Annotated in this window: 21 protein-coding genes and 9 tRNA genes; 11 read left to right on the plus strand and 19 right to left on the minus strand. The window is 64.1% G+C overall.

Going from position 1 to position 25324, the window contains the following annotated elements; all coding sequences use genetic code 11:
* Positions 1–14 precede the first annotated feature (14 nt).
* From J0O65_RS17645 to J0O65_RS17660, 4 genes are all read left to right on the plus strand, one after another.
* Complete coding sequence (locus J0O65_RS17645; RefSeq protein WP_215408605.1) at positions 15–836, plus strand: hypothetical protein; 822 nt, start codon at positions 15–17, stop codon at positions 834–836.
* A gap of 58 nt (positions 837–894) precedes the next feature.
* Positions 895–2073 (plus strand): methyltransferase, encoded by a 1179-nt coding sequence (locus tag J0O65_RS17650; RefSeq protein ID WP_215408606.1) that lies wholly within the window; start codon positions 895–897, stop codon positions 2071–2073.
* Positions 2074–2130: 57 nt separating this feature from the next.
* A tRNA-Met gene (locus J0O65_RS17655) sits at positions 2131–2207 on the plus strand.
* A gap of 133 nt (positions 2208–2340) precedes the next feature.
* A tRNA-Met gene (locus tag J0O65_RS17660) sits at positions 2341–2417 on the plus strand.
* A gap of 67 nt (positions 2418–2484) precedes the next feature.
* On the opposite strand, the gene J0O65_RS17665 is transcribed toward J0O65_RS17660, so the two are convergent.
* Positions 2485–3099, minus strand: a complete 615-nt coding sequence (locus J0O65_RS17665) for a hypothetical protein (RefSeq protein WP_215408607.1) — start codon at positions 3097–3099, stop codon at positions 2485–2487.
* 277 nt (positions 3100–3376) lie between these two features.
* On the opposite strand from J0O65_RS17665, the gene J0O65_RS17670 reads away from it, so the two are divergent.
* From J0O65_RS17670 to dbpA, 6 genes are all read left to right on the plus strand, one after another.
* A complete protein-coding gene (locus J0O65_RS17670) occupies positions 3377–3895 on the plus strand; it encodes a sigma-70 family RNA polymerase sigma factor (RefSeq protein WP_215408608.1) in 519 nt (172 codons plus the stop codon).
* Position 3896: 1 nt separating this feature from the next.
* Positions 3897–4904, plus strand: a complete 1008-nt coding sequence (locus J0O65_RS17675) for a FecR domain-containing protein (RefSeq protein ID WP_215408609.1) — start codon at positions 3897–3899, stop codon at positions 4902–4904.
* A gap of 147 nt (positions 4905–5051) precedes the next feature.
* The gene (locus J0O65_RS17680) at positions 5052–7508 is read left to right on the plus strand and encodes a TonB-dependent siderophore receptor (RefSeq protein ID WP_251373821.1); all 2457 of its coding nucleotides are present in this window, start codon (positions 5052–5054) and stop codon (positions 7506–7508) included.
* 75 nt (positions 7509–7583) lie between these two features.
* Entirely contained in the window at positions 7584–9275 is a 1692-nt protein-coding gene (locus tag J0O65_RS17685; RefSeq protein WP_251373822.1) for an acid phosphatase, read from the plus strand.
* 211 nt (positions 9276–9486) lie between these two features.
* A complete protein-coding gene (locus J0O65_RS17690) occupies positions 9487–9723 on the plus strand; it encodes a hypothetical protein (RefSeq protein WP_215408612.1) in 237 nt (78 codons plus the stop codon).
* A gap of 111 nt (positions 9724–9834) precedes the next feature.
* Positions 9835–11262 (plus strand): ATP-dependent RNA helicase DbpA, encoded by a 1428-nt coding sequence (gene dbpA / locus J0O65_RS17695; protein ID WP_215408613.1) that lies wholly within the window; start codon positions 9835–9837, stop codon positions 11260–11262.
* Here dbpA and J0O65_RS17700 read toward each other — a convergent pair.
* From J0O65_RS17700 to J0O65_RS17710, 3 genes are all read right to left on the minus strand, one after another.
* Complete coding sequence (locus J0O65_RS17700; RefSeq protein WP_215408614.1) at positions 11249–11821, minus strand: hypothetical protein; 573 nt, start codon at positions 11819–11821, stop codon at positions 11249–11251. The genes dbpA and J0O65_RS17700 overlap by 14 nt on opposite strands.
* Entirely contained in the window at positions 11818–13200 is a 1383-nt protein-coding gene (gene cysS / locus J0O65_RS17705) for a cysteine--tRNA ligase (RefSeq protein WP_215408615.1), read from the minus strand. The genes J0O65_RS17700 and cysS overlap by 4 nt, the downstream gene beginning before the upstream one ends.
* A gap of 238 nt (positions 13201–13438) precedes the next feature.
* A complete protein-coding gene (locus tag J0O65_RS17710) occupies positions 13439–14590 on the minus strand; it encodes an MFS transporter (RefSeq protein ID WP_215408674.1) in 1152 nt (383 codons plus the stop codon).
* A 217-nt stretch (positions 14591–14807) separates the two neighbouring features.
* Here J0O65_RS17710 and J0O65_RS17715 point away from each other — a divergent pair, with 217 nt between their 5' ends.
* Positions 14808–15638, plus strand: a complete 831-nt coding sequence (locus tag J0O65_RS17715; protein WP_215408616.1) for an AraC family transcriptional regulator — start codon at positions 14808–14810, stop codon at positions 15636–15638.
* 36 nt (positions 15639–15674) lie between these two features.
* Here the strand turns inward: J0O65_RS17715 and aqpZ are convergent, their stop codons facing one another.
* The 15 genes from aqpZ to gltX form a co-directional block, all read right to left on the minus strand.
* Positions 15675–16364, minus strand: a complete 690-nt coding sequence (gene aqpZ / locus J0O65_RS17720) for an aquaporin Z (protein ID WP_102121034.1) — start codon at positions 16362–16364, stop codon at positions 15675–15677.
* A gap of 388 nt (positions 16365–16752) precedes the next feature.
* Positions 16753–17211 carry an Ivy family c-type lysozyme inhibitor gene (locus J0O65_RS17725; protein ID WP_215408617.1) on the minus strand — a complete coding sequence of 153 codons (459 nt, stop codon included), beginning with the start codon at positions 17209–17211 and terminating at the stop codon, positions 16753–16755.
* Between the two features lie 65 nt (positions 17212–17276).
* Positions 17277–17687 carry a hypothetical protein gene (locus J0O65_RS17730; protein ID WP_215408618.1) on the minus strand — a complete coding sequence of 137 codons (411 nt, stop codon included), beginning with the start codon at positions 17685–17687 and terminating at the stop codon, positions 17277–17279.
* 29 nt (positions 17688–17716) lie between these two features.
* Positions 17717–18865 (minus strand): amidase family protein, encoded by a 1149-nt coding sequence (locus tag J0O65_RS17735; protein ID WP_215408619.1) that lies wholly within the window; start codon positions 18863–18865, stop codon positions 17717–17719.
* 173 nt (positions 18866–19038) lie between these two features.
* Complete coding sequence (locus J0O65_RS17740; RefSeq protein ID WP_034778059.1) at positions 19039–19614, minus strand: elongation factor P; 576 nt, start codon at positions 19612–19614, stop codon at positions 19039–19041.
* Between the two features lie 135 nt (positions 19615–19749).
* Entirely contained in the window at positions 19750–20919 is a 1170-nt protein-coding gene (gene earP / locus J0O65_RS17745; RefSeq protein WP_215408620.1) for an elongation factor P maturation arginine rhamnosyltransferase EarP, read from the minus strand.
* 95 nt (positions 20920–21014) lie between these two features.
* Positions 21015–21090 (minus strand) — tRNA-Glu (locus tag J0O65_RS17750).
* 56 nt (positions 21091–21146) lie between these two features.
* Positions 21147–21222, minus strand: a tRNA-Glu gene (locus J0O65_RS17755).
* Positions 21223–21406: 184 nt separating this feature from the next.
* Positions 21407–22495, minus strand: a complete 1089-nt coding sequence (locus J0O65_RS17760; protein ID WP_215408621.1) for a DUF5694 domain-containing protein — start codon at positions 22493–22495, stop codon at positions 21407–21409.
* Positions 22496–23108: 613 nt separating this feature from the next.
* Positions 23109–23184: transfer RNA gene (locus J0O65_RS17765), tRNA-Ala, on the minus strand.
* 134 nt (positions 23185–23318) lie between these two features.
* A tRNA-Glu gene (locus tag J0O65_RS17770) sits at positions 23319–23394 on the minus strand.
* Between the two features lie 37 nt (positions 23395–23431).
* Positions 23432–23507, minus strand: a tRNA-Ala gene (locus J0O65_RS17775).
* 50 nt (positions 23508–23557) lie between these two features.
* A tRNA-Glu gene (locus J0O65_RS17780) sits at positions 23558–23633 on the minus strand.
* A 67-nt stretch (positions 23634–23700) separates the two neighbouring features.
* Positions 23701–23776: transfer RNA gene (locus tag J0O65_RS17785), tRNA-Ala, on the minus strand.
* Positions 23777–23900: 124 nt separating this feature from the next.
* Positions 23901–25307: a glutamate--tRNA ligase gene (gltX, locus tag J0O65_RS17790; protein ID WP_215408622.1), complete on the minus strand. Its 1407-nt coding sequence runs from the start codon at positions 25305–25307 to the stop codon at positions 23901–23903.
* Positions 25308–25324 lie beyond the last annotated feature (17 nt).

Raw genomic sequence — 25324 nt, forward strand, 5'->3', positions numbered from 1 at the left:
CATTTGAACCGACCATGTCCCAGCTTCCCGCCCTCGCCTCCGGCTCACGCCAACCCGCCGCCACTACCCTGGCAGGGCAGACGCCGCAAAAAGCGGGCGCCGGCACGTCCGGCCTGGCTGGCTCGCCCCTGATGCAGCGCACGGCGCAAGACGTGGTGGCCCTGTCGAAGAATGGCCTGGACCTGTCGGCCAAGGGACTGTCGCAACGGACCGACGCGCTGGGCAACGCGACCGTCGACGTGGCGCAGGATTTTCTGAGCACCATGACGCGCCAGCTGTTCGGCGACGGCGCCACGGTCGCCTTCGATTCCGTCGACCTGCAAGCCGGCTCCAGCTTCAGCGGCGGCAGCGCCAGCGTCGCGGGCGCCAACGGCAGCGGCCGCGCGGCCGCCTTCAGTCTCGATGAAAACGCGCATTTCATCGGCAAGGGCAAGATCACCACGGCCGATGGCCAGACCTTCGACTTCGAAGTGGAAGTGCAATATCAATCGAACATCAGCGCGGGCGTCCTTGAGCAAACGCAAGAGGCAGGCGAGGAAGCCAGCTCCGCCGATGACGCCGGCCTGCCCGCCAGGGACTTGCCCGCCACGCGCTTCGGCGGCAATCTGCACGACCTGTTCCAGCTGCTGGGCCTGCAATTGCAAAGCAATGTCCATCAAGGCGCGTCCGAAGGCGCCAGCGCCAGCGGCAAGGATGGCGACCTGGCGGGCAGCCTGAGCCTGCGTTTGCTCAAGCTGGTGCAGCCGGGCGCAACGCCCGAAGCACCGGCGCGCGCCCGCGCGCTGGCACTCGCCTATGGCACGGACACTGCTGACGGCACGGCCAGCGACGTATAATGGAAGACGGCCTGCGCAGGCGACCATGCCGCGCGCCCCCTTCTATCGATTGAAACCCATGTCCGACACTTCTTCCCCTACCGTACATCCGCAGATCCACTGGAGCGAAAACGGCGCCGAGCATTCGGCCCGCTGGCGCTCGGAAAGCGGCATGCCGCCGCCCAAGCGCGTCGTCATCGCCGACGACCGCACGACGGCCGACCAGGCCTACCGCCTGGCCTGCGAAGGCACGGCCATGCTGTGGCGCGGCGACTTCCAGAACGCGCGCCAGCTGCTGCAGGCGCTGGCGCGGCGCGCCGACCACAAGAACGACAAACCGAGCAAGAAGGCCAAGGCCGCCAAGCTGGCGAAACCCGAACCCACCGCCACGCAAGCGTTCCATCTGCACCGCCAGGCCCAGTCGCAGCGCGCCCGCACCCTGGCCATGCTGCTGCTGCCTTTTGACGCCGACTACGCGATCCCGCTGCGCCGCGCGCCGGACGTGAAACTGGCGTGCAATGAAGCGTATGGCCGCGGCGAAGAAGCGTTCGTCGCCTCGCTGCGCGAACTGCTGGGCCTGATCGGCGCGCACGAATGGCGCCGCACGGGCGTGGAACTGCCGGCCCTGGGCCAGCGCATCCACCCGCATTACGGCGTGTTCGCGCCCATCCGCGGCGAATACGTGGGCCTGGTGGCCGAAGCGCCGCTGCCAGCGCGCGCCAGGCTGGCCTTCGATATCGGCACCGGCACGGGCGTGCTGGCCGCCGTGCTGGCGCAGCGCGGCATCGACCGCATCGTCGCCACCGACCAGGACCCGCGCGCCCTGTCCTGCGCGCGCGAAAACCTGGCCCGCCTCGATTTGATCGACAAGGTCGAGGTGGTGCAGGCCGATTTGTTCCCCGCCGGCCGCGCGCCACTCGTCGTGTGCAATCCGCCATGGCTGCCGGCCCGCCCAAGCTCGCCCATCGAATACGCCGTCTACGATCCGGACAGCCGCATGCTGCGCGGCTTCCTTGCCGGCCTGGCCGACCACCTGGAGCCAGCCGGCGAAGGCTGGCTGATCTTGTCGGACCTGGCCGAGCACCTGGGCCTGCGCCCGCGCGCGCAATTGCTGGAATGGATAGAACAGGCGGGCTTGAAAGTCATCGACCGCCTGGACGTGAAACCCACGCACCCGCGCGCGCAGGATGCGACGGACAGCCTGCACGCGGCCCGCTCGCAGGAAATCACGTCGCTGTGGCGCCTGGCGGCGGCATAATCCAGGGTCTGAAACCCTGGCCATTGCGCATTGCAGCAAACCCCGCTATAATTCGCCTGCGGGGTGGAGCAGTCTGGCAGCTCGTCGGGCTCATAACCCGAAGGTCACAGGTTCAAATCCTGTCCCCGCAACCAATACATGAAAGCCGCTGATGCCTGGAAAGGAATCGGCGGCTTTTTCCATTGCGTCGCGCGATGCCCGCGACCATCCTGCACAGCAAATGCCATCCGCTCTTTCGCAATGCAGCAAACTCGGTTATAATTCGCCTGCGGGGTGGAGCAGTCTGGCAGCTCGTCGGGCTCATAACCCGAAGGTCACAGGTTCAAATCCTGTCCCCGCAACCAATACATAAAACCGCTGACTCCTGCCAAGGGTGCAGCGGTTTTTGCATTTCTGGCCTGCCCCCTGCTTTTACACGGCGGCGCTGGCCCTGATCTGCCTGGCCGCCGCGTGCAGGCTGGCCGCCACCCGTTCCAGCTTGTCGGCTCCCGCCGTTTCGGCCAGCGCGGCGAAGGCGCTGATATGAAACGTGGCCACCATGGCCGGCGACACTTCCAGCTCCAGCGCCGTCTTGCTCAATTCCGTCGACGCCTCAAGATAGGGCTCGCTGCCCGCCTCGAACGCCTGCTTGGTTTCCAATAATTCCTGACCACCTTCGGCCTTGGCCAGGCAAGCGTCGACCTTTTGCTGGAAGGCCGGCAAGGTGTCGCGCACGGGTCCGGGCTCAGGCAGCGCTTCGGGCTCCGGCTCCGCTGGCGCGGGCGCGGCGGCGGCCGGCTTGTCCGCCGCCGGCATGTCGCGCAACGTCAGCCAGCGCTCGACGGCGAGAAAGTCGGCAAACGGTTCTTCCACCTTGGGATTCATCAGCCAGACCTCGCCCGTGCGCCAGTCTATCCTCGCGCCGCGCTCATTTCTCGCCAACAGAATATCCTTGCCGCCATCGGCATTCGACACCCGGCCGATGTCGAGCCAGTTCATCACTTCCGCCTGGCGCGACATCGCCTGCACGCGATGAAAATAGGCCAACCATAAGAATCTGGCGACCAATAGAACCAGGGCACCGCCAACCATCCACATCATTTTTCGCTCCGCACCACATCGACAGCCCGCATTTTCTCACATGAAAGCTTGCGCCAAGGAAACTTTTACATCTGCCGTGCGCGGGCGCAAATCCGGCGCCGCGCGCGGCCCGGGCGCGCAGTCGCATTTCAGCAACGCGGCATTTTCCCGATTGCCCGACGTGCGTCGCTGCGCTATTATGAGAACAATTCTCATTTAGATTAAGATATCCCATCCTGTCCGCATGCTGTCCGCTCCTTCCCCGCCATCCGATTTCCAGTCCCTGTATGCCGAGCATCACTCTTGGCTGCTGCACTGGCTGAAGCGCCGCCTGCACGATGCGGGGCTGGCGGGCGATCTGGCGCAGGACACCTTCCTGAAGATCTTCGTAGCGCGCAGCAGTGCCGGGATCGCGCAGCCGCGCCCCTTCCTGGCCACCATCGCCAAGCGCCTGCTGGCCAACCACTGCCGCCGCGAAGCGCTGGAACGGGCCTACCTCGACGCCCTGCTGCACCAGCCGCAAGCGTGCATGCCGTCGCCGGAAGCGATGTCCATCCTGCTCGAATCGCTGCAACTGGTCGACCGCGCGCTGGACCAGCTGTCCGCCAAGGCCAGGGCCGCCTTCCTGCTGGTCCACCTGGACGGCATGAGCTACGCCGAGATCGCCGCCGAACTGGGCATCACCACGCATTCCGTGAAAAAATACCTGAGCAAGGCCAACCTGCTGTGCTTTTTCGCCGTGCCCGATTTTGCCGCCCCTTGAGATGCGCGCCGCCACCATCTACGCGCAGGGCCAGCCCATCGACCTGGCCATCGCCATGCAGGCGGCGCAATGGCTGGCCACCCTGATGAGTGGTGCCACCACGCCGGCGGAAACAACGGCCTGGCGGCAGTGGCGCCAGGCGCACCCCGACCATGAACGGGCATGGCAACACATCGAAAGCGTCCGCGGCGGCTTGCGCGAACTCGATGCCCAGGCCAGCCGCAAGGCGCTGCAGCACGATACCAACGCGTACTCAGTCTCGCGCCGCGGCAGCCTGCGGCTGCTGGCATGGGTCTCCGCCATCGGCCTCACGGGCTGGTTCGGCGCGCGCTCGGCATATGCGCCCGACGTTGCCCGCGCCGCGCTGGCCGACCTGTCCACGGGCGTGGGCGAACGCCGCGAGCTGACCCTGGCCGACGGCAGCCGTTTGCACCTGAACAGCGGCAGCGCCGTGAACCTCCGCTACACGGGCACGCAGCGCCTGCTGCAACTGGTGCGGGGCGAAGTGTTCATCGCCACGGCCCGCGAAACGGGCAGGCCCTACCGTCCCTTCCTCGTCGAAACGGCGCAAGGCCACGCGCAGGCGCTGGGCACGCGCTATTCGGTGCGCCAGGCCGAAGGCAGCACCGTGGTCGCCGTCGAGGAAGGCGCCGTGCGGCTGATGCCGCGCCATGGCGGCGCCAGGCAGGTGATCCGCGCGGGCCAGGGCGGCGGCATGACGGCGCAAGGCGTCTTGCCCGCGCACGCCGTCTCGCCCGACACCTGGGCCTGGCGCCAAGGCTTGCTGCTGGCCGACGCCATGCCGCTGCGCGACTTCCTGCATGCATTGAGCCGCTACCGCCACGGCTGGCTGGGCTGCGACGACGCCGTCGCCGGCCTGCGCATTTCCGGCGTCTTCCCGCTGGCCGACCTCGATGCCGTGCTGCTGTCGCTGCCCGATTCCCTGCCGGTGGACGTGCGCCTGCGCACGCGCTACTGGGTGCAGGTGGAGGCGCGCCAGCAGCGCTGAGCATTTATTTAGCGTGCAGCGCAAAAAAATCTTACCCGTTTCCGTTTCTCGCGTGACCTGTGTAGGCAACGTTCTTTTTGACGACTACACCACAAGGTAACCATGTTTCCAGTTATATCTTCCCCGCCGCGCCGACGGCGCACGCGCATGGCGCATGCCATCGAGCTCGTCTTCATCGGTTCGGTCCTGCTGCTGAACACCCAGGCGCCGGCACTGGCGCAGGAAGGCGCGGCAGCGCCAGCGGCCAGCCTCGACTTCCAGGTGCCGGCCGGCGACCTGGCCGCCGCCCTGCGCCAGGTGGCCAGCCAGTCCAGGGTGATCCTCAGCTTTACGCCGGAGCAGACGCGCGGCAAGACGTCGGCCGGCCTCACGGGCCGCCACGACGTGCTGGCCGCCCTGAACGGCGTGCTGCGCGGCACGGGCCTGAAGGCCGAGCGCAGCGCCAACGGCAGCTACGTGCTGCGCACGGCCGATGCCGCGGCGGGTGGCGAAGCGCTGTCGATGATGCCGGAAGTGTCGGTCAAGGCGCAGCAGGATGCGACGGAAGGCTCGGGCGCATATATCTCCGCCCTGCCGATCGCCACGGCCACGCCGCTGGGACTGTCGATCCGGGAAACGCCGCAGTCGGTCAGCGTCATCACGCAGCAGCGCATGCAGGACCAGGGCTTGCACACCATCGCGCAAGTGATGGCGCAAACGCCGGGCATCACCCTGTTCTCGCTGGGCAGCGAACGCACGGGCTTTACCTCGCGCGGCTATTCGATCACCAATTACCAGCTCGATGGCGTCAGCACGCATTCGGAAAACCTGGGCCTCAATGCGATACCGTCGCAAAGCCTGGCCGACATGGCGCTGTACGACCGCATCGAAGTGCTGCGCGGCGCCTCCGGCCTGATGACGGGCGCGGGCGATGCCTCGGGCGCCATCAACATGGTGCGCAAGAAGCCGACGGCGCAATTCCAGGCGTCCGTCGAGGGGGAGCTGGGTTCCCTTGATGAACGACGCGCCATGGCCGACGTTGCCGGCCCGCTCAACGAGGCGCGCACGCTGCGCGGCCGCCTCGTGACGGTGTACGAAGAAGGCGACAGCAGCATCGACGGCTACAGCCGCGACAAGAAAGTGGTCTACGGCGTGGTCGAGGCGGATCTGTCTGCCAACACGACACTGACGGCCGGCGTCACGCACCAGCGCAAGCGCTCGAACGGATCCTTGTCCTACCTGGGCTTCCCCCTGTTCTACAGCAATGGCGCGATGACGGACCTGCCCCGCTCCTTCAGCCCGGCGGCCACGTCGAATCGTTTCGATACCAATTCAACCGACCTCTTCGCCACTGTGGAACACGCGCTGGCAAACGACTGGAAGCTGAACATCTCGGCCAACCGCGTGCAGTCGTCGCAGGAAGAGCGCGCCGTCTACCTGACCGTGAGCGGGGGCTTTCCCGAGCAGGCCACGGGCGACGGCCTGCTGCTGAGCGCCGACTACCGCGATTACCGGCTCCAGGTCAACAGCGTGGACGTCAACGTGCGCGGCCCCTTCGGCGCGTTCGGCTGCCAGCACGAACTGGTGCTGGGCATGGACTACAGCGAATTTCAAAGCACGACCGACGGCAGGTTCGACTGGAATATCGAGGGCAAGGCCGCCAATCTGTACCGCTGGAACCGCACGGCGACACCCGTGTTCGGCGACACCTATGTCACCTACGACAGCACGCGCCGCCAGGCCAGCGCCTACGCGGCCAGCCGTTTGACGCTGTCCGAGCGCATGAAACTGATCGCCGGCGCGAAGGTGCTGCGCTACAGCGAGAACTACATCTCGAACGCGCCTTCCGTGCCCTTTTACAGCGCGTCCCCGGCCTCGGAAAGCCGCGTCTTCACGCCGTATGGCGGCCTGGTGTTCGACATCGACGGCACGCACAGTGCCTACGCCAGCTATTCCACCATCCATCAGCCGCAAGCATCGCAAGACCGCTACGGCAAGCTGCTGGCGCCGCGCGAAGGCAAGACCCTGGAAGCGGGCATCAAGAGCGGCTGGCTCGATGGCCGCCTGAACACGGCTGCCGCGCTGTACCAGATCCGCCAGAGCAATCTGTCCGAATCGGACCCTGGCTACACCGTGCCGGGCACGAACAATCCCGCGAACCGCGCCATCAAGGGCGCCAGGACCCGGGGCGTGGACCTGGAAGCGACGGGTGCCCTCACTCCAAGCTGGAACATCTCGGCCTCGTGGTCCTACAGCCAGACGGAGGACCATACCGGCAAGGCCATCCTGACCACCTTCCCGCGCCACCTGGTGAAACTGTGGAGCACGTATCGGCTGCCCGGCAAGCTGCATCGCCTGACCATCGGCGGCGGCATGAACTGGCAAAGCCGCGTGTATTCCGACATCGACGCGTGGCAGATCGACCGCACGCTGCACTGGGAACAGAAGGCATACGCGGTGGCCAGCCTGATGGCGCGCTACGACGCCAGCGACGAGCTGTCGGCCACCGTCAACGTGGCCAACCTGTTCGACAAACGGTACACGGCGTCGGTGTCGGACTGGTGGTACTCGGGCATGCATGGCCCGGCGCGCAAGCTGGATTTGACCGTGCGCTATCAGTTCTGATGCGCTGAAGGAGGGCGAATATTTCACACTACCGAAGGGCCAGTGATACAATTTTCCGCTTCACGGGCATAGACCATGGCCCGTGCCACCCAAGGAGAATGTGTGAAGGACCTCGCCCCCGCCCTGCCAGCCGATCCGGCCGACCAACCCGCCAATCCCTCGCGCCGGCGCATTTTCCAGGCCGCTTCCGCGGTCGGCCTGGCAGCCAGCCTGCCGGCGCTGGCCGACGCCGCGCCAGCCAGGAAGACCATCGCCAAGGGCTCGCTCGACGCGAAACTCAAGGCGCACGTCAAGAACGTGGTCGTGATCTACCTGGAAAACCGCAGCTTCAACAACCTGTTCGCCAACTTCCCCGGCACCAGCGCGCCCCTGTCCGCCGTCACGGCGGAACAGGCGCAGCAACTGGACCGCGACGGCAAGCCGCTGGCCACCCTGCCGAAGATCTGGGGCGGCCTGGTGCCGAACCAGCAAAATATCGGCGGCATCGATTACCTGATCAAGGAAGAGCAGATTTCCGGCCTGCCCAACGCGCCCTACAAATTGAGCGACGCGGCCGGCAAGCCCCTGCCCGAGAGCATCATCACGCGCGACCTCGTGCACCGCTTCTATAACAACCAGATGCAGATCAACGGCGGCAAGAACGACGGCTTTGCCGCGTGGGCCGACAGCGGCGGCCTGGTGATGGGCCACTACGGCGAAACGTCGAAAAACCTGAACCTGTGGCAGATCGCCGAACAGTACACCTTGTGCGACAATTTCTTCATGGCGGCCTTCGGCGGCTCCTACATGAACCATCAGTTCCTCGTCACGGGCCGCGCCAACGAATATTTCAACGCGTCCGAGACGGCGGCGAAGAAGAAGATCGCCGTGCTGTCCGACGGACCGCAAGGCGTGCGCCTGGCCATCGCGCCCGACTGCCCGCCTTCCGCGCTGGACGGCAAGCCGAAATACGTCAACGACGGCGCCATCACGCCGGACGGCTATGCCGTCAACACCATGGCGCCGCCCTACCAGCCAAGCTACATCCGCCCCGCCTTCGACGGCGACCCGCTGCACGCCGACCCGGCCGACGCGAACACCCTGCCGCCGCAAACCTATGACACCATCGGCGACCTGTTGTCGCGCAAGGGCGTCAGCTGGGCGTGGTATGGCGGCGGCTGGCAAGCGGCGCTCGACCACAAGGGCGGCGGCAGCAAGCCGAACTTCCAGTTCCACCACCAGCCGCTGAACTACTTCAAGCAGTTCGCCCCCGGCACGGCAGCGCGCGCCGAGCACCTGCGCGACGGCGGCACGGGCGACAGCCCGATCTCGAACAAATTCCTCGCCGCCGCCGTGGCGGGCAAGCTGCCGGCCGTGACCTTCTACAAGCCGCAGGGGAACCTGAACCTGCACGCCGGTTATTCGGACATCGAATCGGGCGACCAGCACGTGGCCAACGTCATCCAGCATCTGAAGGAGTCGCCGCAGTGGAAGGACATGATCGTGGTGATCACGTTCGATGAAAACGGCGGCTGGTGGGACCACGTGGCGCCGCCGAAGGGCGACCGCTGGGGTCCGGGCACGCGCATTCCCGCCATCGTCGTCTCGCCCTACGCGAAGAAAGGCGCCGTCGACCACAGCTTCTACGACACGACGTCGATCCTGCGCCTGATCACGCGCCTGCACGACCTGCCGCTGCTCGAAGGCCTGAAAGTACGCAACGACGCGTTCGCGGCCCGTGGCGCGCTGCCGCCGGGCGACCTGACGGGCGCCCTCAGCTTCCGTTAAGCCTCCCACAATGCGGTACGCCTGTGATACACTGCGTGCCGCACTTAACTCCGCAGGAGAAGTTTTCCTGAAGGTTGTTCCATAATGAGCCCGACTCCTGTAGCCGGGCTTTTGTTTTGTGGACGAAGCGCGCAGAGTATTCACATGGCGGGCAGCTTCTTGCCCGCTCCCCGGCGCGGTTTTGTCGCTGCCAGGGACCAGAGGTTCAGAAATGAGAGATAAAAAAGACAACGCCACCATCGACTTGCCCGGTTTCGGCCCGCCGCCTGCGCCCGCGGCGCCAGAGCCGGCGCCGGAGCCACAGCGCCGCGCACGCGCGCGCAAGGTGGCCTTGAAGCAGGTGCAGCTCGAATTGCTGGAGCCGACCGACGCCACGGGCCTGCCCGTGTGGACGCGCGACGCCGGCCTGGATCTCACCGGCTTGCCCATCTGGGCGCCCGACAATTAATACCACACGCGGGCGGCCGTTTGCCGCCAGCTTCCACACCACCATCCGCACAAGGGCGTAGAACGCCTGTAGACTGTGCCCATCCACCCGCTTTTTACCGGCTCCGCCCCTATGAACACCACCACTGACACCACCACTTCCTTTGCCAGCCTGCCGCTGACGCCCGCCTTCCTGGCCAACCTGGACTCGCTCGGCTACCACGCAATGACCACCATCCAGGCGCAAAGCCTGCCGGCGGTGCTCGATGGCCGCGACCTGATCGCCCAGGCGAAAACAGGCAGCGGCAAGACGGCCGCCTTCGGCATCGGCATCCTGCACAAGCTCAATCCGGCGTGGTTCGCCGTGCAGGGCCTGGTGCTGTGCCCCACGCGCGAACTGGCCGACCAGGTGGCCAATGAATTGCGCCGCCTGGCCCGCGCGGCCGGCAACATCAAGATCCTGACCCTGACGGGCGGTGCGCCGATGCGCCCGCAAATCGCCTCGCTGGAACACGGCGCCCACATCGTCGTCGGCACGCCGGGCCGCCTGCGCGACCACCTGGGCCGCGGCACCATCAACCTGAACCACGTGCAGACCCTGGTGCTCGACGAAGCGGACCGCATGACGGACATGGGCTTTTACGAGGAAATCGCCGGCATCGTCAGCGCCTGCCCGTCGCGCCGCCAGACCTTGCTGTTCTCGGCCACCTACCCGGAAGACATCCGCCGCGCCACGGCGTCGTTCCTCGTCAATCCGCTGGAAGTGACGGTCGAGGCGCAGCACGACAACGACAAGATCGAGCAGCGCTTCTATGAAATCGGCTTCGACGAGCGCAATGACGCCGTCGGCAAGCTGTTGAAACACTTCAAGCCGGAATCGACCCTGGCCTTCTGCAACACCAAGGTGCATTGCCGTGAACTGGCCGAGGAACTGCGCCAGCAAGGCTTTTCCGCGCTGGCCCTGTACGGCGAGCTGGAACAGCGCGAGCGCGATGAAATCCTCGTGCTGTTCGCCAACCGCAGCTGCTCCGTGCTGGTGGCCACCGACGTGGCCGCGCGCGGCCTCGATATTTCCGACCTGGGCGCCGTGATCAACGTCGACGTGTCGAAAGACACGGAAGTGCACATCCACCGCATCGGCCGCACGGGCCGCGGCAGCAAGAAGGGCCTGGCCCTGTCGCTGTGCGCGCCGAACGAGAAAAAATGGGTCAAGCTGATCGAGCAGTACCAGAACAGCGCCGCCGAATGGCACGACCTGAAGGAACTGGCCGAAGATGACGGGATGGAGGCGCTGCCGGCGCCGATGGTCACCCTGTGCATCATGGGCGGCAAGAAGGACAAGCTGCGTCCGGGCGACTTGCTGGGCGCGCTGACGGGCGACGCCGGTCTCACCAAGGAGCAGGTGGGCAAGATCAACGTGTTCGAATTCATGACCTACGTGGCCATCGACCGCAAGGTGGCCGAAGCGGCCTTCAAGCGCCTGAACGCGGGCAATACCCTGGGCCGCGACTTCGGCAACATCAAGGGCCGCAGCTTCAAGATGCGCTTCATCGAGGCGTAAGCGCCGCGTCGCCGCGCAGCGCGGCCAGCACGCGGCAGGCGGGATATGCCTGCCGCTGCGGGTAGCGCGCGCGGTGATATTCATTCCAGTAGCTGATGGCGCGCCGCTCCAACGTGGCGAACCAGGCCGGGCTGTCTCCGGCCAGCCGCGCCGCCACGCCCTCGTCCCATCCGCGCGCACTGGCAGCGCGGCCCGCCTCGATGTGCAACACCACCGGCAGCACGTAATCGCCCAGCGCCTGCAGCACGAAGGGCATGGCCCATGGCACCCCTCTTTCCAGCACACCCTGAATACAGCGTTCGCGCACATGGCCGTCATGGTGGCGCGTGCCCAGACACAGCGCGACGAGTCCCGCCTCCCCCTCCCGTGCGGCGCCGGCCAGCAGCGCGGCCGGCGGGTAATACACGCGCACGGGCAGCAGCAGGGCCTCACCCGCATGCACGACGCGGTAGCCGGCAGGCAGACGCTCCGGCGCGCCGCCCGCCACTTGCTGCACGATGGTGTGCACGGCAGGCCGCAAGGCCGCGGGGAATGCCTGCTCTTCAGCGTACACAGTCATGACGCCCTCGCCCTCGCCTGCGGTCCCTGCGGCGTATCGTCGATGTCGTAGCCAGCCTCGCGCACCAGCGCGCGCAGCGTGTCGGCATCGTGCCAGCGCCGCTCCTCGCGCGCCGTCTCGCGCTGCGCCAGCCACGCGCTCACCTGCGCGGGCACCGCCAGCTCGGTCGGCTGCCAGCGGAGCAGGTCCAGGCCCAGCGCCGCGTCGAAGCGCGCGATGGAGGCTTTCTTCACGGCGGCCGGCAAATCGCTTTTCAGCAGTTCCCAGGCCACGGCCAGCGCGCGCGGGAAATTCAGGTCATCGTTCAGCTGCGCCGCAAAGCGCGACAGCCATACCGGATCGGCATCGCCTTGCGCCTCGCCAAGGCCATGCACGCCCGAGCGCAGGCGCGCCAGGCCGCTGGCCGCGGCGCGCAGGGCGTCGTCCGTGAAATTGAGGCTGCTGCGATAGTGGGCGCCGAGGCACAGGTAGCGATAGGCCAGCGGATCGACGCCCTGCTCCACCAGGCTTTGCAGGCGCAAAAAATCACCCGAGGATTTCGACATCTTCGCATCCTGGGTCTTGAGGAAGGCGCCATGCAGCCAGAAGTTGGCCAGGCGCGTGCCGTGGCGCGCTTCCGTCTGCGCGATCTCGTTGCTGTGGTGGACGGCCACGTGGTCTTCGCCGCCGCAATGGATGTCGAAATACGCACCCAGGTGTTTTTCCGCCATGGCCGAGCATTCGATATGCCAGCCGGGGAAACCCAGGCCCCACGGGCTGTCCCACTCCATCTGGCGCTGTCCCGGCACACCGCTGAACTTCCACAGGGCGAAGTCGCAGATATCGCGCTTCTCGCCCAGGTCCACCCTTTTGCCCGCCTGCAGGCCGTCGCGGTTCAGGCGCGCCAGCTTGCCATAACTGTCCTGGCGCGTCGTGTCGAAATAGATGCCGTCGTCCGTGCGGTAGGTGTAACCGTTCGCTTCCAGGTCGCGGATGAATGCGATCTGCTCGGCGATGTGCTCGGTGGCGCGGCAGCAGACGGTGGGCGGCAGGATGTTCAGCTGGCGCAGATCGCCCTCGAACGCGCGCGTGAATTCGGCAGCGATGTCCCAGGCCGACTTGCCGCTGCGGGCGCTGCGCGCCTCGATCTTGTCGTCGCCGCTGTCCGCGTCCGACGTCAGGTGGCCCACGTCCGTGATGTTCATCACGTGGCGCACCCGCAGGCCGTTGAACTCGAGCGCGCGGCGCAAGCCGTCGACGAACAGATAGGTGCGCAGGTTGCCGATGTGCGCATAATCGTAGACGGTGGGACCGCAGGCGTACAGGCCCGCCTGGCCCGGCGTGATGGTCTCGAAGGGCCGCAGGCTGCGGCTATACGTGTCGTACAAATGGAGTGTCATGCGGGTCCTTGCAAAGTGATGCGGCAAAAGAAAATGGCCACAGGTTTTTCAACACTGTGGCCATCGGAATGAGGAGTGACAAGTTTAACGGCGCCGGGCCGCATCCTCACGAAGCCAGGTACACGGACACAGCGCGGCTGCGGCGCGGTATGCAAGGACTGGAAGGAGGATGGAAGAGATCATGGGACAAATATCGCATGCGCGCGGGCGGGCCGTCAAGCCCTCCCGCGACGCTGGCTTATTTTTTCGCCTGCTCGATATGCGGCAGCAGCACCGTCAGGATGCCCAGCAGCGGCAGGTAGGAGCAGAGCTTATACACATAGGCGATGCCCGCCACGTCGGCCAGGTGGCCCATGGCGGCCGCCGCGATGCCGGACACGCCGAACATCAGGCCAAAGAAGATCCCCGCGATCATGCCCACCTTGCCCGGCACCAGTTCCTGCGCGAAGACGACGATGGCGGAAAACGCGGAGGAAATCACGAAGCCGATGATCACCGTCAAGACGGCCGTCCAGAACAGGTCGACGTATGGCAGCAGCAGGGTGAACGGCGCGGCGCCCAGGATGGAAATCCAGATCACGCGCTTGCGGCCGATGCGGTCGCCGATGGGGCCGCCCATGAAGGTGCCGGCCGCCACGGCGGCGAGGAAGAGGAACAGGTACAGCTGGGCCGAGCCGATCGACAGGTGGAATTTGTCGATCAGGTAAAACGTGTAGTAGCTCGACAGGCTGGCCATGTAGATGTATTTGGAAAATACCAGCAGCGCCAGCACGCCCAGCGCCGCCATCACCTTGTTGCGCGACAAGTTCGGTCCATGGCCGCCCGCCTTCGGCTTGAAGCTGGCCAGGTGGCCGCTGTACCAGTGGCTGACCTTGTACAACACGCCGATGGCCAGCACGGCCAGCAGGCTGAACCAGGCGATATTGCCCTGGCCCCGTCCCACGATGACGGCGGCCGCCAGCAGCGGTCCCAGCGCGGAACCGACGTTGCCGCCCACCTGGAACAGCGACTGGGCGAAGCCGTAGCGCCCGCCCGAGGCCATGCGCGCCACGCGCGACGCTTCCGGATGGAAGGTCGACGAGCCGACGCCGATCAGGCCCGAGGCGATCAGCAGGGTCGGGAAGGTCGAGACGATGGACAGCATCAGCACGCCGGCCAGGGTGAAGCACATGCCGACCGGCAACAGGAACGGCAGCGGACGGCGGTCCGTGTACAAGCCGATCCAGGGCTGCAGCAAGGAGGCCGTGCACTGGAACGTCAGGGTTATAAGGCCGACCTGGGTAAAACTGAGTGAAAACTCGGCTTTCAGCATCGGATAAATCGACGGCAATAATGCCTGGATCAAGTCATTGAGCAAATGCACGAAGGCGACGGCGCCCAGGACGTGCATGGCCAGACCGGATTGTTGTTGGGAACGATGAAGCGAGGGAGCCGCCGGCACGGACTTGGCCAATGCCGGGGCAGGTGTGGTTGTGTGCATGTGTCATCCGCAATAATCGGGCACGGCGGGCGGCCCGGCAAAGAAGCCAGTATAGTATGGTCGCTGAACTGATAACTTCCAATAATCGTCGCCCAAGTGACAACCAAGAGACCAGCCAACGATTCATATGTATACCCAGCAACTCGTCCAGACCCATCCCGACGGCGTGCCGTTCAGCCGCAGCACCAGTTCGCACGATTACCAGCACGTGCCGCGTCCCGTGACGGCCATGTCCAGGCAGTATGCGGCGGGCGACTACACGGCGCCGCACAGCCATGTGCGGGCGCAACTGCTGTATGCGACGCAAGGCGTGATGCGCGTCTCCACCGAGCATGGCGTGTGGATACTGCCGCCGCGGCGCGCCCTGCTGATCCCCGTGGGCGTCGTGCATGAAGTCCACATCTTGAGCGAACTGAGCATGCGCACCGTGTACATCGATGCGCAGGTGGCGGCCCAATATGGCGCCGATTGCAAGGTGCTGGAAGTGAGCCGGCTGTTGCGCGAGCTGATCCTGGCCTTGCTGGCCGAACCGATCGAATATGCGCTGGCGGGACGCGGCGACTGGCTGGCGCACCTGATCCTGTCGGAACTGGCCGCCGCCGATACCGTGCCGCTGGCCATCCCCTGGCCGCGCGACCGCCGCCTGGTGGCCGTCTGCTCGGCCATCATGAGCGCGCCCGGCAGCCGGCGCAGCATCGAGGACTGGGCGCAGGACGCGGGCGCCAGCGCGCGCACCCTGATCCGCTTGTTTCCCAAGGAAACGGGCTTGCACTACCGCCAATGGTTGCAGCAAGTGCATCTGGCGGAAGCCTTCTGCCGCCTGGACCGGGGCGAAGGCGTGGCAGCCATCGCCTATGCGCTGGGCTATGCCAGCCCCAGCGCCTTCAGCGCGATGTTCCGCCGCATCCTGGGCCGCACGCCGCAGCACTACCTGAGCGAGTGGCGCGCCGCCGACTGAACGAAAAAGCAGCCTGTGGGCTGTTCACTCGGCAACTTACTCTTTTTCGCCGGCGATCAGGCGGTAGGCCAGCGCGCCCAGCAAGGCGCCGATGATGGGCGCCAGCCAGAACAGCCACAGCTGGCTCGTGGCCCAGTCGCCCACATACAGGGCCACGCCCGTGCTGCGGGCCGGATTGACGGAGGTATTGGTGACGGGAATGCTGATCAGGTGGATCAGGGTCAGCGCCAGGCCGATCGGCAGCGGGGCGAAGCCGGCCGGCGCGCGCTTGTCGGTGGCGCCCAGGATGACGATCAGGAAGAACATCGTCAGCACGATTTCAATGACCAGCGCCGACAGCATCGAATAGCCGCCCGGCGAATGGGCGCCGTAGCCGTTCGAGGCAAATCCCTTGCTGACGTCGAAACCGGCCTGCCCGCTGGCGATCACGTACAGCACGCCGCCGGCCACGATGGCGCCCAGCACTTGCGCTATGATGTATGGCAACAGTTGATTGGCGGGAAAGCGGCCGCCGGCCCACAGCCCGATCGACACGGCAGGATTCAGGTGGCAGCCCGAGATGTGACCGATGGCGTAAGCCATGGTCAGCACCGTCAGGCCAAACGCCAGCGCTACGCCGGCAAAACCGATGCCAAGACCGGGAAAGGCAGCAGCCAGCACGGCGCTGCCGCAACCGCCCAGCACCAGCCAGAACGTGCCAAGAAACTCGGCGCCATATTGTTTCATGATGTATTCCTTTAAAGTGACGAGAAAACGTGCCAGGGACGACCAATCGGACCGCTCACCACCTTTGTCCGCGCCCGGGGGCGAGGACAAAGTACAGCACCAACAACGCACCGCACGCTGCAGAGCGCGAATAATGACATGCTGTCATTATCAATGCAACATTATTACGTATAATAATGTTAATAGTTCTCTTGACATATAAAGGTTGTTTTGATAATTCCCGCGCCGCCGGGCGGCGCATGCATGTTCGCGGCTCTTGCGGCAGCACGAACACGTCACGCCAGTATCGCCACGCCGCGCTTCCAGCACGATTGCTCGCCCAGGTAGCGGTTGATCATGGGCACGTCCAGCTGGCCGCGTGCGCTGGAAATGTGTAGCGGCGCGTGCATCAGTTCTTGAACAGCAAGTCGGCTTCGGCGATGCTGGGCTCGCCGAAGTACACGGTGCGCGAGCCGCCCTTGCCATCGCTGCCGATATATACGCCCGTCATGCTGCGCTCGACCGGGTCGTACAAAATGCTATAGCGGTGGCCGCAATTGTGCGGCTCGCAGATGCTGCTGAGCAGACGCGCCTTGCCGTCGATCTCGACAGGCTTGAGCGGGCTGGCCACGCCATTCGGCACCCAGCGCTGCCGTTTCAGGCCCGCCTTTTTCAAGCCCACATTGAAGGCATTGCGAAACGCGTAGTCCGCCTTGTAGACATCGGGGAAATACGGGCAGGTGTGGCCGCCATCGCAGCTTTGCGCCTGCTCGATCAGCGACAGTTGCGGCGTGCGCGCTTGCGCCGGCACGTTGGCCAGCGCCACGGCGGCGCCCAGGAACAGGGGGAACAGCAAACGTCCGGACATGCAATCTCCTAAAAGCATTCAGTAATGCGAGCAGCATAGCAGAATGGCATGCTTGTGCAGCGGCTTCAGGGAGAACAGCGGATACCGATCACCCCGTTGACCTTGCCTTCCGGCCAGCCCGTCTCGCGCCAGCGGTACACGCCGGGCGCAACGATGATCAACTGCCATTCCACCAGCTTGCCATCGGCATTGCGGCGGGTTTCATTGTCATAGCGTAAGGTCAGGCTGCGCTCCGTTTCCGCCACCACCGTGGCGGCAAAGCGGTTGGTTTCACCGAGCTTGCTTTTCCACGTGCGGTCGTTGAAGATCGCCAGCCGCTGATGATCGTCAGACAGCTGCATGCGCGTAAAGTGCCGCGCTTCTTCGCAAACGCTATTCGTATTGACGCTGTCGGACCAGCTGCCAGACAATTGCGCGGCATCAAAAGGAGTCGGAATGGCCGTCACGGCCGCAGTCAGCAGCAAGGTTGCAAGCATAGTTTATCGAAAGAAAACGAAAAGAATCATCATGGCAAGCGCAACGCCAGGGTAATGCTCGACGGCAGCGCGGGCGTGCGCCGGTGCAAAGTCGCCTGCTCATAGGCATACGCCATGGCAATGAGCGGCATGTCGCCGTGCGCTGGTCCGATGAAGGACAGACCGACAGGCAAGTTCCCGACCATGCCGGCCGGCACCGTGATATGCGGCAAGGCCGACGGCGCTTGCGCGACGCCATGGCTTGTGGGTCCCACGAGCGCATCGAGTCCATGCGAACCCAGCAACGCTTCGATGCCGCCAGGCACTGGCGCGGGCGGCATCTCGATCAGTTCCGCGCCCTGCTCGCGCAACGCCAGCAGCGCCTGCCCGATCACGGCATCGGTCCCGGCGCACAGGCCGAACAGGCTGCGCGCGACGCCGATGCGGCGCCCGCGCAAGCCGGCGGCATCGAGCACCACGCTATCGGCCAGACGCTCGCCGCGCAGGGCCGCGAGCAGCCAGGCCGCTTCACGCACGCTGGGCGCCATCGGTCCGGCCGTGGCCGGCTCGCCATCCTGCCCTGCGGCAGTCCTGCCCGTGGGCTTGATGGCGACCAGGCCGCAGTTTGAAGCAGGCGCGACGATGGAACCGTCCGCCGCGCTGTCGACGGCCAGGATGGTGAGCCCGGCCCAGCTGGCACTGGCATGCGGCACGCTGACGGCGGCCCACTGGCGCAAATTGCTTTTGCCGATGATGACGGCGCCGGCCGCGCGCAGGCGCGCCGCCACAAAGGAATCGCAGCTGGCATGCGTGGCCAGGGGTGACTGCGTGCGCGTCTTCATGCGGTCGCCCGTGGCGATATTGTCGCGCAGGACGACGGGAATGCCGTGCAAGGGGCCGCGCACCTTGTGCACCTGCCGTTCGCGGTCCATTTCCAGGGCAATTTTCAGCGCGTCGGGATTGATGTCAATGCCGGGATAGGCACGCGCGCCGATGCTGCACAGGGAACGGATACGCCCCAGGTACTGCGACGTCAGCGCGTGGGAACTCAGTTTGCCTGCCTGCATCATCTGCTGTTGCGGCAAGACGCCGGCATCGAGCAGATGGGCCATGGGGCTGGCTGGCGCCGTGGCACGGGACAATACAGGGCGCGCCACGCCCCGGGACGCGCCACTGCCTAACATCTGACTGCGCTGCATGGTATCTCCAGGAAACCTCAATGTTTCTACCGCAATAATGTACTAGCCATAGCATAGCAGTTCTTGCAACTTAATTGTTGCTGAGGGGAATTATTTTTTAAGCAAAAAAAACGCCGCCCGAAGGCAGCGTTTCTTGATGATCAAGCACTGGGACAGCGCAGTGCGAGGATCGATCAGTTGCGTACGACACGCTTGTATTCGTTGGTACGGGTGTCGATCTCGATGACGTCGTCCTGCGCCACGAACAGCGGCACTTGCACGGTGTGGCGATGTGCGTCGATGGCGTTTTCGATCTTGGCTTCTTTCAGGACGTTGCCCGACGTGTTGCCCTTGACCGCTGGCTCCGAGTACACCACCTGGCGGGCGATGGTCGTCGGCAGTTCAACCGAGATAGCCTTGCCGTCGTAGAAAATGGCTTCGCATTCCATGCCATCTTTCAGGTAGTTCAGCGCTTCGCCCAGGTTTTCTTCTTCGATTTCGTACTGGTTGTACTCGGCGTCCATGAAGACGAACAGCGGGTCGGCGAAGTACGAATACGTGACTGGCTTTTTATCCAGAACAACAACGTCGAACTTGTCGTCGCCGCGGAACACGTTTTCCATCGGGGTGTTCGTCAGAAGATTTTTCATCTTCCATTTGTAGGTGAAGCCCGTGCGGCTCGAACCGTTGACATCAGAACGCAACACGATCATTGGCTTGCTGTCGACCATGATGATATTGCCAACACGAATTTCTTTTGCGGGTTTCATAGGAATGTACGTAAAAAGTGGGTTGCATGAAGACCATCTGCCGCCTGTGCGCCATCAGCGCCGCAAGCTTGCGTTTGATCGGTTAAAAATACGTTAGAAATAACCGGGCATTTTACCTTAATTTTGGGCAAGCGCCTATCTCGTCGCGCCGGCGAACGCCAGCAAGTTACTTGCCAGATCGCCATTAGCCTGCATCTGCCGCTGCCAGGCCTGCGCGCGCGCGCGGATGCGCGGCAGATCGGCCAGCAAGGCGGGCCACAGCCGCGCCCACGGCAAGGCGTCCGCGCTGGCGCCATTCCAGGCCAGCGCCGCCTGCACCAGGCTGTCGATGACACCATCGGCATCGGCCGCATAGCGCTGCAGGAAGGCGCGCAATTTCACATGATGCAAGTTCTCATCCTGCAGATAGATATGCCAGAGAAACGGCTGGCCGGCCCATTGCGCGCGCACGAAGGAATCCTCGCCGCGCACCAGATTGACGTCGCACGCCCACAGCAGGCGGTCGTAATCGTCTTGCGGCACGAATGGCAGCACGCGCACGGTGAGCGCGCCGCGCGTGCGCGCCGCGCCCGCCACCGCCGCTTCGTCGCCGATAAACGCCTGAACGGCATCGAACGCGACGCCTTCCGGCACCAAACACGTCACGGGCTCGCCCCCTTCCCGCCAGGCGGCAAACAGCTCGGCAACCGGCGCGGACGGATAGCAGAACAGCGATATTTTCAAGGCGCGCATTTCCGCTGCCGTCACGCCGAATTGCCCGAGGAAGGCCGCCATGGCGGCCGCATCAGCCTGGAACGCCAGCCTTTTTTCGTCCAGCGCCGCCTCGCGCAGCAAGCCGCCCGTCTTGTTCGTGAAACCGGGAAAGAAGAAATGCTTGATCATGCCGTGGCGCGGCGACGTCAGCGCATGACAGCCCTCGACCCACTCTTCCGCCGTCAAGCCCTCCAGGTTCAGCCACACCGGTTGCGGCGCGCATTGCGCCATGGCGGCGATATAGCCGGGCGGGATGTCGCAGGCAAAGAATTCGATGACGATGTCGGCGATATCGGCGGGGGCGAACTCACCCTCCTGGTCGCGCCAGTGGCGCACAGTCACGCCAGCCACCCGCTGCACGTCGGCCGCCACGTCGATCGGAGGGCAAATGCGCTGGAAGCTGGATAAATCGTCGACCCACAGGGTGACGGCCACGCCATGCTCGCCGCTCAACTGCCGCGCCAAACGCCAGCAAATGCCGATATCGCCGTAGTTGTCGACGACTTTGCAGAAGATAGCCAAGGTTGGCGCGTGATCGGTAGCTAATGGCATATTCAAAGGGAAAGAGAAAAACGTGGCATGGCAGCAAACAACAAAAAAGCCGCACTGTTACCAGGCGGCTTTGTTGTTGGCTGATTCAGCCGGTCTGGCGTCCCCAAGGGGATTCGAACCCCTGTACTCACCGTGAAAGGGTGATGTCCTAGGCCTCTAGACGATGGGGACAGAAAATCTGTCCTGGATGCGCTACCCTGCATCCCGACCTTGTTACTACGCGAATCTGGCGTCCCCAAGGGGATTCGAACCCCTGTACTCACCGTGAAAGGGTGATGTCCTAGGCCTCTAGACGATGGGGACCTGTGCTGGCTTTACTCTCAGCGGACTCTTCGTTGAAGGCTTTGCTTAGCCCCTCAAAAAAGCGTGCGCGAAGTTTAACACGAAGCGATTCACGAAATCAACTGCCGGCCTTCTTATTTTCCACCTTATTGCACGCCCGCCCCATGGAAACGCGATGATGACGGGAAAGCAAGCAAACGGGCGATCAGCCCTCCTGGCGCAGCACAGCATCCGTGCCGACGATGCGCACGTCATGCATCTGCCGCAAATAGGCTTCCAGGTAAGCCTTGTGCGACACCCCCACCACCACCAGCACGCGCATGCCCGGGCGCGCCATCATGACTTCGCGGATATTCGAGGCCATGCGCAAATTGCGCGTCTCCCAGTAGGCCACGTAATTGCGGCCGAATTGCTGTGGTGACACCTCCTCGAGCGCCGCGCCGAAGTCGCTGCGAAAGACCATTTCGGCCTGATCAGACGCGTTATAGGCACGATACATGGCCAGCACGGCGGCCGGCATTGTCGATGCAGCCACCAGCTCCGCACCGATACGCTTGCGCTGCACCATATGCGGGTTATCCCATACCCTCATGAGCGCCTCGCCGTAGGCCTTTTCGTCTTGCGCAGTGTCGGCGGGCGCGTCCGACGTATGATCATCCATGGCATACACTTGCTCATGACCACTCTTCGCCGCCACCACGGCAGCGATCAGCATATCCTCGCCGCGCCGCTGCAGCAGGACATTGAGCATGACCACCAGCGCCGCATCCAGCCCGTCGCCCGCCCGTCGCTCCGCCTCCGGCAGACGCAGCCATTGCACCAGCGCGGACGCCCGCTCACCACCCGCCAGGAACAGCGACGCCAGGGTGCGCCGCTGCCCGGCGGACGGCGCCGCCGGCCATGCGGCCAGCAAACGCTGCGTCTGCACGGTCGCCGCCACCACATCCAGACCCGTCGCCGCTTGCGCGGCGGCAGGATCCCAGCAATAGGACTTGATCGCGTCTGCATAGCGCTGCGGATAGCTGCGCAGGTACGCACATTGCAGCCCGGACAAGGCCTCGATGGCAATCGCTTGCGGCCGCCACGCCAGCAAGCGTGCGTTCAAAGCACTCAACTGCGACGCATCAAACGACTTCGGCAACTGCGACAGGTGCGGCGTGCCCAGCACCATCACTTCGTTGATGCGCCCTGACTGCAATTTGTGGGCGGCGGGATCGAAGGGCGCGGCAGGCGCCGTGGCGGCGCACGCCGGGACGCAAGCGGCGAACAGCATGCTGGCAAATAAACGGGACATTCCACCTCCGGGATTGAGTGATTTCATGACGATACGCATACGCAAAAACGACGGCAGGCGCGGCCCCGCCCATCCAATGCTCGAACCAAGGCATCTTAGACACCCGACGGCACGATGTCCGCCAAAAAACGATGAACGGCAAAAATGGCATTCTGGAATGCAATTGATGCGGATATGCCGTGCGCACGCGCAAAGAAAGTGATGCGATAAATGGAGGACTGGAAGAAGTGGGGAAAATATCGCGGAAATAAAAAAAGCCGCCCGAGGCGACTTTGATGATCATGCGACCTCCGCACTGCCGGAGGAAGCAAGACGCGAACTAAGCGCCGGCCTCTTGCATGCCATGCCAGCGCACTAACAGCTTAGCCATATTCCCCCGAGGGGTATGGCGGAAATATTCCGGACATAAAAAAAGCCGCTCAAGGCGACTTTGATTATCATGTGATTTCTGCGCTGTTGGTGGAGGTAAGCGGGAGCTAACCGCTGACCTCTTGCATGCCATGCCAGCGCACTAACAGCTTAGCCATATTCCCCGAGGGGTATGGCGGAAATATTCCGGACATAAAAAAAGCCGCTCAAGGCGACTTTGATTATCATGTGATTTCTGCGCTGTTGGTGGAGGTAAGCGGGATCGAACCGCTGACCTCTTGCATGCCATGCAAGCGCTCTCCCAGCTGAGCTATACCCCCCGGGCGCAGAAATAATAAAAGCCGCACTTGGCGACTTTGTTCCACTACTTGCTTTCCATCCAGATTCCGCTTTTTACGGCCCTGAACTTACAACAATCAGTACAAACAACTGCCACTACTATAACACAACTACCTGGCGTCCCCAAGGGGATTCGAACCCCTGTACTCACCGTGAAAGGGTGATGTCCTAGGCCTCTAGACGATGGGGACCACGGAACTACAGTTTGCTACCTTACTTCTGCGCTGTTGGTGGAGGTAAGCGGGATCGAACCGCTGACCTCTTGCATGCCATGCAAGCGCTCTCCCAGCTGAGCTATACCCCCCGGGCGCAGAAACACTGCTACTTCTTTACAACCACAACACCAGACTGAACTGGCGTCCCCAAGGGGATTCGAACCCCTGTACTCACCGTGAAAGGGTGATGTCCTAGGCCTCTAGACGATGGGGACCGCGGAACTTCCAAACAACATCTGCACCACTTCAACGACTGACAAAATCTGACTGCGATTTTGCTGCTGGTGGAGGTAAGCGGGATCGAACCGCTGACCTCTTGCATGCCATGCAAGCGCTCTCCCAGCTGAGCTATACCCCCGTTGGTGCAGAAACAAGAGTATAGCAAAGAAGTTTCACTCTGCAAATACCCTTTTTCGTCTATGAGCAACTTTTCATAGGGACGGTTTCCGCACCCTGTTTTTACGACGATTGGATCGCAATGCTTACAGCCACTTTGCCAGGCGCGCCAGCACGGTGTCGCGGCCGAAGATCACCACCACCTGGTCGATGGCAGGCGTCTGCAGCTGGCCCGTCAGGATCAGGCGCAAAGGCATGGCCAGCAACGGCATCTTGATGGTGTTGGCGGCCAGTACTTCCTTGATCATGGCGGCGACGGCTTCCTTGCTCCACTCCACCGTGGCGATACGCTCGGCGAACTGCGCCAGCACGGGCTTGATGGCATCCGTGATGTGCTGCGCCGCCAGTTCCGCTTCCGGCTGCGGTTCGCGGAAGAACAGCATCGAGGCGGCAGCCAGTTCATTGACCGTGTTGGCGCGCTCTTTCATCATGCCCAGCACCAGCGCCAGGTCAGGCGCGCCTTCGAAGACGGCGCCGGCGGCCAGCATTTGCGGACGCGCCAGGTCGGCCAGGCGCGTGTTGTCGGCTTGCTTGATATAGTGGTTGTTCAGCCAGGCCAGTTTTTCATTGTTGAACTGGGCCGCCGATTTCGACAGGTGGTTCAGGTTGAACCACTCGCAGAACTGCTCGGTCGAAAATACTTCATCGTCGCCATGGCTCCAGCCCAGGCGCGCCAGGTAGTTCAGCATCGCTTCCGGCAGGAAGCCCTGCGCCGGGTAATCCATCACGCTGACGGCGCCGTGGCGCTTCGACAGCTTCTCGCCGTCCGCACCCAAAATCATCGGCAGGTGGCCGTACAGCGGCAGCGGAGCGCCGATGGCGCGCAGGATGTTGATCTGGCGCGGGGTGTTGTTGACATGATCGTCGCCGCGGATCACGTGGGTGATGCGCATGTCCCAGTCATCGACGGCCACGCAGAAGTTATACGTCGGCGTGCCGTCCGGGCGGGCGATCACCAGGTCATCCAGTTCGCGATTGGAAATCGTGATCGTGCCCTTGACCACGTCGTCCCACGTCACGTCGCCATCGAGCGGATTCTTGAAGCGCACGACGGGCTTGCGGTCGGCCGGTACGGCCGGCAGGGTCTTGCCAGGCTCCGGACGCCAGGTGCCGTCGTAGCGCGGTTTTTCGCCGGCGGCGCGCATGCGCTCGCGCATCGCTTCGACTTCGTCCGGCGACGAGTAGCAGTGATACGCCGTGCCCTCGGCCAGCATCTGCGCCACCACTTCGCGGTAGCGGTCCATGCGCTGCATCTGGTAGAACGGGCCTTCGTCGTGGTCCAGGCCCAGCCACTTCATGCCTTCGATGATGGCTTGCACGGCTTCGGGCGTGGAACGCTCCACGTCCGTGTCTTCGATGCGCAGCACGAAGGTGCCGCCGAAGTGGCGGGCATACGCCCAGCTGTATAAAGCGGTGCGGGCGCCGCCCAGGTGCAGATAGCCGGTCGGGCTGGGAGCGAAACGGGTACGGACGGGAGTAGCGGTTGTGGTCATCGAAGTAATCAGGCTTG

Origin of the sequence: Janthinobacterium sp. JC611 (assembly GCF_018682595.1) — a bacterium.
GTDB lineage: Bacteria > Pseudomonadota > Gammaproteobacteria > Burkholderiales > Burkholderiaceae_D > Janthinobacterium.